This window comes from Winslowiella iniecta (assembly GCF_001267535.1).
GTDB lineage: Bacteria > Pseudomonadota > Gammaproteobacteria > Enterobacterales > Enterobacteriaceae > Erwinia > Erwinia iniecta.
Genome location: NZ_JRXE01000014.1, coordinates 128,206 through 136,468, shown reverse-complemented (window position 1 = coordinate 136,468; position 8,263 = coordinate 128,206). Strand labels below are relative to the sequence as shown.

At 51.6% G+C, this 8,263-nt stretch carries 10 protein-coding genes and 1 tRNA gene; 5 read left to right on the top strand and 6 right to left on the bottom strand.

Translation table 11 applies throughout. The features are described from left to right. Both NG42_RS11680 and NG42_RS11675 read left to right on the top strand, forming a co-directional pair. On the top strand, window positions 1–508 hold a 508-nt coding region (locus NG42_RS11680), incomplete at its 5' end, for a DUF3289 family protein (protein WP_052899534.1). Next, window positions 495–905: a DUF943 family protein gene (locus tag NG42_RS11675; RefSeq protein WP_052899524.1), complete on the top strand. Its 411-nt coding sequence runs from the start codon at window positions 495–497 to the stop codon at window positions 903–905. The genes NG42_RS11680 and NG42_RS11675, both read left to right, overlap by 14 nt. An 85-nt stretch (window positions 906–990) precedes the next feature. Here NG42_RS11675 and rlmM read toward each other — a convergent pair whose 3' ends face one another. The 4 genes from rlmM to NG42_RS11655 form a co-directional block, all read right to left on the bottom strand. Beyond that, window positions 991–2,094 carry a 23S rRNA (cytidine(2498)-2'-O)-methyltransferase RlmM gene (gene rlmM, locus NG42_RS11670; RefSeq protein ID WP_052899523.1) on the bottom strand — a complete coding sequence of 368 codons (1,104 nt, stop codon included), beginning with the start codon at window positions 2,092–2,094 and terminating at the stop codon, window positions 991–993. Beyond that, complete coding sequence (locus NG42_RS11665; RefSeq protein ID WP_052899522.1) at window positions 2,087–2,482, bottom strand: DUF423 domain-containing protein; 396 nt, start codon at window positions 2,480–2,482, stop codon at window positions 2,087–2,089. Before NG42_RS11665 ends, rlmM begins: the two co-directional genes overlap by 8 nt. A gap of 69 nt (window positions 2,483–2,551) precedes the next feature. After that, window positions 2,552–3,469: a transcriptional regulator GcvA gene (locus tag NG42_RS11660; protein ID WP_052899521.1), complete on the bottom strand. Its 918-nt coding sequence runs from the start codon at window positions 3,467–3,469 to the stop codon at window positions 2,552–2,554. A gap of 348 nt (window positions 3,470–3,817) precedes the next feature. Further along, entirely contained in the window at window positions 3,818–4,042 is a 225-nt protein-coding gene (locus tag NG42_RS11655; RefSeq protein ID WP_052899520.1) for a YgdI/YgdR family lipoprotein, read from the bottom strand. Between the two features lie 209 nt (window positions 4,043–4,251). Here NG42_RS11655 and csdA point away from each other — a divergent pair, with 209 nt between their 5' ends. Continuing rightward, window positions 4,252–5,457, top strand: a complete 1,206-nt coding sequence (gene csdA, locus NG42_RS11650) for a cysteine desulfurase CsdA (RefSeq protein ID WP_052899533.1) — start codon at window positions 4,252–4,254, stop codon at window positions 5,455–5,457. Window positions 5,458–5,459: 2 nt separating this feature from the next. After that, window positions 5,460–5,897: a cysteine desulfurase sulfur acceptor subunit CsdE gene (csdE, locus tag NG42_RS11645; protein WP_052899532.1), complete on the top strand. Its 438-nt coding sequence runs from the start codon at window positions 5,460–5,462 to the stop codon at window positions 5,895–5,897. 16 nt (window positions 5,898–5,913) lie between these two features. Here csdE and tcdA read toward each other — a convergent pair whose 3' ends face one another. Together tcdA and mltA are read right to left on the bottom strand one after the other, a co-directional pair. Then, window positions 5,914–6,717, bottom strand: coding sequence for a tRNA cyclic N6-threonylcarbamoyladenosine(37) synthase TcdA (gene tcdA / locus NG42_RS11640; RefSeq protein WP_052899519.1), 804 nt, complete (start codon window positions 6,715–6,717; stop codon window positions 5,914–5,916). Window positions 6,718–6,837: 120 nt separating this feature from the next. Beyond that, window positions 6,838–7,947: a murein transglycosylase A gene (gene mltA / locus NG42_RS11635; protein WP_053115807.1), complete on the bottom strand. Its 1,110-nt coding sequence runs from the start codon at window positions 7,945–7,947 to the stop codon at window positions 6,838–6,840. Between the two features lie 205 nt (window positions 7,948–8,152). Here mltA and NG42_RS11630 point away from each other — a divergent pair. Further along, window positions 8,153–8,229: transfer RNA gene (locus tag NG42_RS11630), tRNA-Met, on the top strand. The last annotated feature ends 34 nt before the right edge of the window (window positions 8,230–8,263 follow it).

Sequence of the window (8,263 nt, the reverse complement as noted above, 5' to 3'; positions counted from 1 at the left end):
GATTGACCATATGCAGTATCGGCATGGCGACCGATTTTTCCATCCAATGCTGGATGCGGCGCTGGAGAAGCATAGTTCGATGGAAAGCTCTTTGCAGATTATTAAGCAAACATTTACCAAGCTTACTGACTGGCAGCATGGTTTTTATTCAGAAAGTAACCTCAAGGCGTTAACTACTGAGATCGCAGAATCTAAATTACCAAAATTTAATAACCTGATGGACAGGTTCAATGGATTAGCCATTAGTGTGCACGATACCTGGACTACACATATTACTCTTGAGAATTTCGAAGTTAGCGGTGATCGTTACAAAGCTAAAATTCACTATAGGATACAGGATCATTTCGGACTTGATGATAGCGATATTAACGATCTGTTATACCGGAAATTTCGTATCTTCCGCATCTGGTTTACATTACAACGTTGGCAAGGTTATGGCTATCAGCCTTTTATTACTGAAATGAATGTCACTAAAACTATTGAGGGCAGTAAATTTGACACGTTTTAAATCACTGTGCTTACTCCTGGTCATTTTAGCGGGAGGGATTTTTTGGTGGTTTTCTCAACCAACAAAGATTACTGACGTTTATTATTCAAAACAGCTCGATAACTATTACGTTATTGTTAAACATTTCCCTGTAACGAAAAAAAGTAAAATACGCTGGTGGGAAAAAAACAAATCTCTGTTCAAAGAAAAGTACCACGTACCCGTAGGAGAAAGTGACTATGGCATCAGTTTTTGGACAGGTAACTACAGAGTTGATAACAGAACCGGCCAGGACAGTGATTTACTCTGCTTTGACGAGATTGAAACGCGAGCAAAATGCATTGAAAAAGACCACCGGCCGATGAAAATCTGGTACCGAAAAGATAAAGACGAAACTATTTATCTTTTCGATAAATAGAGAACAGGATTAGTAGCGAAACAGTAACGTATTGTCTTTACTTACCATTTAATCAACCCCGGATTTCCCCGGGGCTGTTCACTGACTAATAACGCTCATCCCGACGCCCCGGCGTCGCACTCCAGATACGGCGTACATGAACGGTGACCTCTTCACGATCGTGGTACAGCTGGCGTGCATTAATCTGCGCATTGATACCGTTAGCTTTGAGCTTTTCCTGCATCATTGCCAGATTCTGCGATACTTCTTCGTAACGCTTTTTCATTGGCAACTTAAGGTTGAAAATCGCCTCACGACACCAGCCATTCACCAGCCATTCGGTCATCAGATTGGCAACGCGCACCGGTTTTTCCACCATATCGCATACCAGCCAGTAAATATTGGTACGGGTTGGACGATATTTAAATCCGTCTTCACGATGATGCGTCACCTGCCCGGTATCCATCAGGCTGGGTGCCATCGGGCCATTATCAATAGCGTCGACCATCATGCTGCGCTGCACCAGCTGATAAGTCCAGCCACCAGGACATGCGCCAAGATCGACGGCATACATGCCGCTGGCCAGGCGCTCATCCCACTCATCGGCAGGAATAAACACATGGAAAGCTTCTTCCAGCTTCAGCGTCGAACGGCTTGGCGCATCTGACGGAAACTTCAGGCGCGGAATCCCCATAAAGAACGTGGAGTTATTGTCCGGGTAAGAGTAACCCACATAGCAGCAGCCCGGGGCAATAAAGAAGACATGCACCACCGGCCGTTTGGCAGATTCGTAGTTAAGCAGAATATTGCTGCTGCGCAGACTGGCACGCAGCGGCACGGTAAACTTACGGCAGAACTTCAGCAGCTCTTTACTCGCATTGGTATCCGGTACTTCGACCCGCAGCTCGCCACCCTTCTCAACCACGCCGGTCAGCATGCCAACCACGGGTGATACGCGGTCTTCCGGCGGCAGATCGCGCAGCAACTCACCGACCACCACCATCTGGCGCGCAAAAATCAGTTCGCTGAACGGCAGTTCACGCACCAGTTTGTCAGCGTCTTCATGCTGATAGCACTCAAATAACACGTAGCCTGAGTCTTCTTTTACGCGCGCAAAACCAAAAACTTCGCGCTGCGTCGCTTTATCGGTAATCTCCGCCGCGCACTCTTTCTCAAAACCCTGGCGGCAATACAACAAAACTTTATTCATGGCGATCTGCCCTTTTCTTCAGACGCAGTGCGCCAATTAACATTAAAACCCAGCCGATAAGGAAACAGACGCCGCCAACCGGTGTGACAAAAACCCACATTTTCAGGTGCGACAGCGCCAGACAATAGAGGCTGCCACTAAACAGTACCGTACCCAACGCCAGAAACGCGCTGCTCCAGTAGAACCAGATATTGGCGCGACGCAGCATCGCGGCGGCCAGACCGAGGATCGCCAGCGTATGATACGCCTGATAATCCAGCCCGGTGTGAATCCACGCCATCTCTTGCGGGCCGAGAGACTGGCTTAATACATGGGCACCGAATGCCCCAAACATCACGAAGACAAATCCGCTGATAGCGGAAAAGATCATCATTGCACGACTGGACATCAACCTATCCTCAAAACAGAAGATGCGCCATGCCTGCCCCGGCGGGTTAAGCATCACGCATCGCATCGATTAGTGATCGTAGCGAAAGCGAAACTTTTCCTGTTCGCTTGCCGCTTTTGCCAGGATCCACTGGCGAAAGGCGGCTATTTTACCCAGTTCTGCCTGACTGTCATGACAAACCAGATAAAAAGCATTTTTACTGACCAAAACATCATTAAACGGGCAAACCAGCCGCCCCGCTTCCAGCTCGGTCTGTGCCATCACATTATTGGCCAGCGCGATGCCCTGACCATGGATCGCCGCCTGCAGAACCATCGCGCTATGGCTGAAGATCGGCCCCTGCTGCACATTAATGTGCTGCAAGCCTAGCTGGCGGGTATAGGATTGCCAGTCACGGCGTGAGGCGTCATGCAGCAGCGTGACCTTTTCCAGATCGGCCGGCACTTTTAACGGATTATTGCCGGTAAGCAGCAGGGGTGAACAGACCGGCAGCAGATATTCTGCATACAATTTTTCCACCCGCAGGCCTGGCCAGTTGCCACGACCGTAAAAAATCGCCACGTCGACATCGTCAGCTAATTTTTCCTCTTCACGGTCGACCGCCTGAATACGAACATCGATGCCCGGATAAGCTGAGTTAAAGCTGGAGAGTCGTGGAACCAGCCACTGAATCGCAAAACTCGGCAGCAAACTGACCGTCAGCGCCCCTTTTGCACTGCGCGCCTGTAGCTTACGCGTGGCATCATTCAGTGCGGAGAAAATTTCCTTAATATCCAGATAGTAACTTTGCCCTTCCTCGGTGAGCAACAACGAGCGATTGCGGCGGCGAAACAGCTTCAGGCCGAGAAAATCCTCTAAAGATTTGATTTGATGGCTAACCGCAGCCTGCGTCACAAACAGCTCTTCAGCCGCTTTGGTAAAGCTGAGATGCCGTGCCGCTGCATCAAAAACACGCAGCGCATTCAGGGGAGGAAGTCGTTTTGACATGGTTTCCGTAATGTTTTCTGTTACAACCAGACGTAACTCGACAACAGCATGTTACGTATTAGATTTTTTTATCCGAGACATTATAAATTGTCCGTTGAGGAAGCTCCAGCAAATACCTATAGTTGCCGCACTTCCAGAGCCGGAACGAAAAGTTGTTTGAAATTTGTGTGAGAGATCGCGGAATTTTCGAAAACTTTTGGCTAGTGGTCGTGATGTTGTGTTTGCAATTGATCTGACACTTTTCAGATCTGGTAGCTTAGCTGCCCTTTTAATTCCTGTAGATTTATCCTGTCTGTCCATAGTGATTTAGTAGCACCGCAAATTGCGGTGCTTTTTTTTGCCTGATTTTTACTGGCCCATCTCAACCATTTCTTTAACATCAGAGCGATTGATCTGCTGCTTGTTGCCATTCGCATCTTTGTAGCTGATCATACCGGTATCATTGTCGACCACCGGCTTGCCATCGGCAACAATGGTGCGGCCATCATTGGTATGCATCACATAGTTGCTGGAACAGGCAGCTAAAGTAAAGGTCATGGCACATGCGGCCAGTACTGCGGCGAATTTTTTCATTTTCTATCTCCTTGCAGATAAATTGCGATAAACCACCCGCAAATGACCAAATTCAGCCGCGACAGAAGAACGATCTTCGGTAAGCAGGAGAATCTATATGCGGGTAATGTTTAAACCTTGCAATAATTAGCATAACGCTCTTTCTCAGCTTTTCCAGTTGAAGGCCGTGAATTCAGCCAGCCTTTGAACGAATGAACCACGAGAACAGTATGAAGTCTTTTAATCCGGCGCAGTTTCGCCAGCAGTTTCCCGCGCTGGCCGATGCAGGCGTTTACCTCGATAGCGCCGCTACCGCACTTAAGCCGCAGGTGGTTATCGACGCGACCCGCCAGTTTTATAGTCTTAGCGCGGGTACCGTGCATCGCAGCCAGTTTGCCGAAGCGCGCCAGCTGACCGAGCGCTACGAAAATGCCCGTCATCAGGTGGCGCAACTGCTGAATGCCCCATCGCCACTGGCGATTGTCTGGACGCGCGGCACCACCGACGCGATTAATCTGGTCGCGCAAAGCTACCTGAGACCCCGGCTCCAGCCTGGCGATGAGATTGTGGTCAGTGAAGCGGAACACCATGCCAACCTGGTCCCGTGGCTGATGCTGGCGCAACAAACCGGTGCCCGGGTGATAAAATGGTCACTGGATCAGCATCGACTGCCGGATATGACCACTCTGCCCGGTCTGCTGAATAAGCGCACTCGCCTGCTGGCATTAGGTCAGATGTCGAATGTCACCGGCGGTTGTCCGGATATTGCCGCGGCCATTGCGCTCGCCCATCAAGCCGGTGTGCCGGTGATGATCGACGGTGCCCAGGGAGTGGTGCACAACCCGCCGGATGTGCAGGCGCTGGATATCGATTTTTATGCTTTCTCGGCACATAAACTTTATGGCCCGATGGGCATCGGCGCGTTATACGCCCGCCCTGAATTGCTGGCAGAGATGCAGCCGGTGCAGGGCGGTGGCAAAATGCTGACTGAGGTTTCATTTGACGGTTTTACCGCTCAGCCCGCCCCCTGGTGTTTCGAGGCTGGCACGCCGAATGTCGCCGGAGTCATTGGCCTGAGCGCAGCACTGGAGTGGCTGGCTGACGTCGATATCCGTGCAGCAGAAGAGTGGAGCTGTGGACTCGCCAGCCTTGCCGAACAGCGTCTGGCCGAGTTTAGCGGGTTTCGCAGTTATCGCAGCAGCCGTTCCAGCGTGCTGGCTTTTGATATTGCCGGCATTCACCACAGCGATCTGGTGACGCTACTGGCAGAGAGTGGCATTGCGCTGCGCGCCGGTCAGCACTGCGCTCAGCCACTGATGAACGCGCTGGGCGTCAGCGGCACGCTGCGCGCCTCGTTCGCTCCGTATAACACTTTGCAGGATGTCGATGCGCTGATCGTCGCTATGCATACCGCTATCACTTTACTGGCAGATTAATGATGAGTTCAGCACCACTGGCACCCCATCCGTTTGGCGACGTCATTACCGTCGCCAGCTTGCAGGAGACATTCTCCACTTTTCATCAATGGGAAGATCGCTATCGTCAGTTGATCTTACTCGGCAAACAGCTGCCCGCGTTACCGGCTGAATTAAAGAACGCTGATATTGAGCTAAGCGGCTGTGAAAACCGGGTCTGGCTGGGTCATCAGCTAAACGCCGATGGCACACTGCATTTCTATGGTGACAGTGAAGGCCGCATCGTACGGGGATTACTGGCGGTACTGCTGACTGCTGTTGAAGGGCAATCCGCCGCCACACTGCGTGACAGCGACCCGCTGGCGCTGTTTGACCAGCTTGGTCTGCGTCAGCAGTTAAGCAGTTCGCGCAGCAGCGGTTTGCAGGCATTAGCGGATGCAGTAAAACGCGCGGCAGCCTGACCGCGCGCTTTGAGCCTCACGCCTGACGTGCGGCCCTGGCCATCATCTTTTTCAGCACATGGGAAACGGCAACAAAACCAAAGGTTGCCGTGACCATGGTCGCCGCACCAAATCCGGCTGAGCAATCCATTCTTTTCGGTCCTTCGGCGGTGCTACGTGATGCGCATACGGTTCCGTCCGGCTGCGGATACACCAGCGCTTCGGTCGAAAACACACAGTCTATTCCCAGCTTACCTTTGCTGTTTTTAACGATGGCGAAATCCTGTTTCAGTCGCTCGCGCAGTTTGGCAGCCAGCGGATCCTGAATGGTTTTGGCCAGATCGGCCACCTGAATCTGGGTCGGATCGATCTGACCACCGGCACCACCGGTGGTCACCAGCGGCATTTTATTACGGCGACACCAGGCCAGCAGCGCGGCTTTTGGCCGCACACTGTCGATAGCATCAATCACATAGCTAAAGCCGCCGCTCATCAGCTCGGCGGTATTTTCGGCAGTAATAAAGTCATCGATGCAAATCACCCGGCACTCAGGGTTAATCGCCAGAATACGTTCCGCCATTACCTCCGTTTTCGCTTTGCCGACGTTATCACGCAGCGCATGCACCTGACGGTTAGTATTGGTGACGCAGACATCATCCATATCAATCAGGGTAATGGTGCCAATACCGGTACGCGCCAGCGCCTCTGCCGCCCAGGAACCAACGCCGCCAATACCAATCACACAGACATGCGCCTCGGCAAACAGCTGCAATGCATGCTGACCATATAAACGTGCGGTGCCGCCAAAGCGTTGCAGCCAGGCGTCGGAAAGAGAAGTCATGAATCTACCCTGGTTAAAATCGATAAATCGGGATATTAATTATTGCGGGCCAGAACTGACCCGCAATTAAAGGAGAGTGTAATGGTTCGTGCCAGTCAGCATTGCACCATTATTGCCGTTTTAGCTGCCGCTGAACAGACTCGTACCGGCACCGGGTGCTGCGCGCAGCACCCAGACGCGACCGTAATGGTTGAAAAAGCCCGCCATATGACCGGCATCCGGCCCAATACCCTGATAGATATCAAAGTGCTGGCCTTTGATCGCGCCGCCAACATCCAGCGCGACCATCACACGCATCTCATATTTGCCGGTAAACTTACCGTTATTGTCGAGCAGCGGCACTTCGGCCAGCAACACACTGCCTGGCGGAATCAGTGAGCGATCGGCAGCCACCGAAGCCTTCGCCACTAATGGCACCGCACTGGCACCACGCACCGGCGCAAAGTTTTCAGGTTTGAAGAACACAAATGACGGATTGGTTTCCAGCAATTCCCGCACTTCATAAGAACTGTGTTCATCAGCCCATTTGCGAATCGCCTGCATCGACATATCTTCACGCTTCACTTCGCCGCGATCGATCAATGTCTTACCAATACTGTAGTAACCGTGCCCGTTCTTTCCGCCGTAGCCAAAGAACATCAGCGGACGACCATCGCCAAAGTCGACGTAGCCGCTACCCTGCACATCCATCATAAAGTTATCAATCAGCGAATTGCTGTATCCGACGATATAGCGATCGTCGAGCGCACCGGCATAGATCTCCGCACGGCTCGGCAGCTTGCGACCTTTACTGCGTGGCGGCATACGGTACAGCGGATACTGGAATTCGCCCTGACGGGTATAACGCGCCTGGATCACCGGCGTGTAGTAACCGGTAAATTGCACGTTACCGTAGTTATCGACACCTTCCATCTGGAACGCATCAAGACCAAACTGGCGTAGCTGACGGGTATCGCCGCCCGACATTAACCAGCTTTCAATTGAACTGTAGGTACTGTTCTGGCGAGCGAACATGCGCGGCGAAGCCGATTTGATTTCACCAACCTGATCGACAAAGTCTTTACCATTCACCGGACGACCTTTGGCATTTGGCTGATTTACCAGCGCCAGCGGTTGATCCAGTTTTCCATCTATATACTGTTGTCCTCTGTCAGTGGGTTTTGACGAGCATCCCGCCAGTAGCGCGAATAATGCGCCGGTCACTGCATACTTTGCCCAACATCCTTTCATTGCGTTCTCTTATTTCGCCAGTTTGCAGGCCGAAGATAGCAAAGGCTAAATCATATTTAAATGCGTTGGCATAAAAAGAGCGGCGGATATTGTGCAACAATCCCTCAAATGGTGGAAAAATTCGACAACAGACGGTATTAAAACCATTTTTTTTCAAAAATGGGTTGCATCAAAACGCGCGGAGAGTATAGTGCGCATCCACGGACGCGGGATGGAGCAGCCTGGTAGCTCGTCGGGCTCATAACCCGAAGGTCGTCGGTTCAAATCCGGCTCCCGCAACCAATTCGTTGAAGTTGAAACGAAAGAAGCAGTAAAG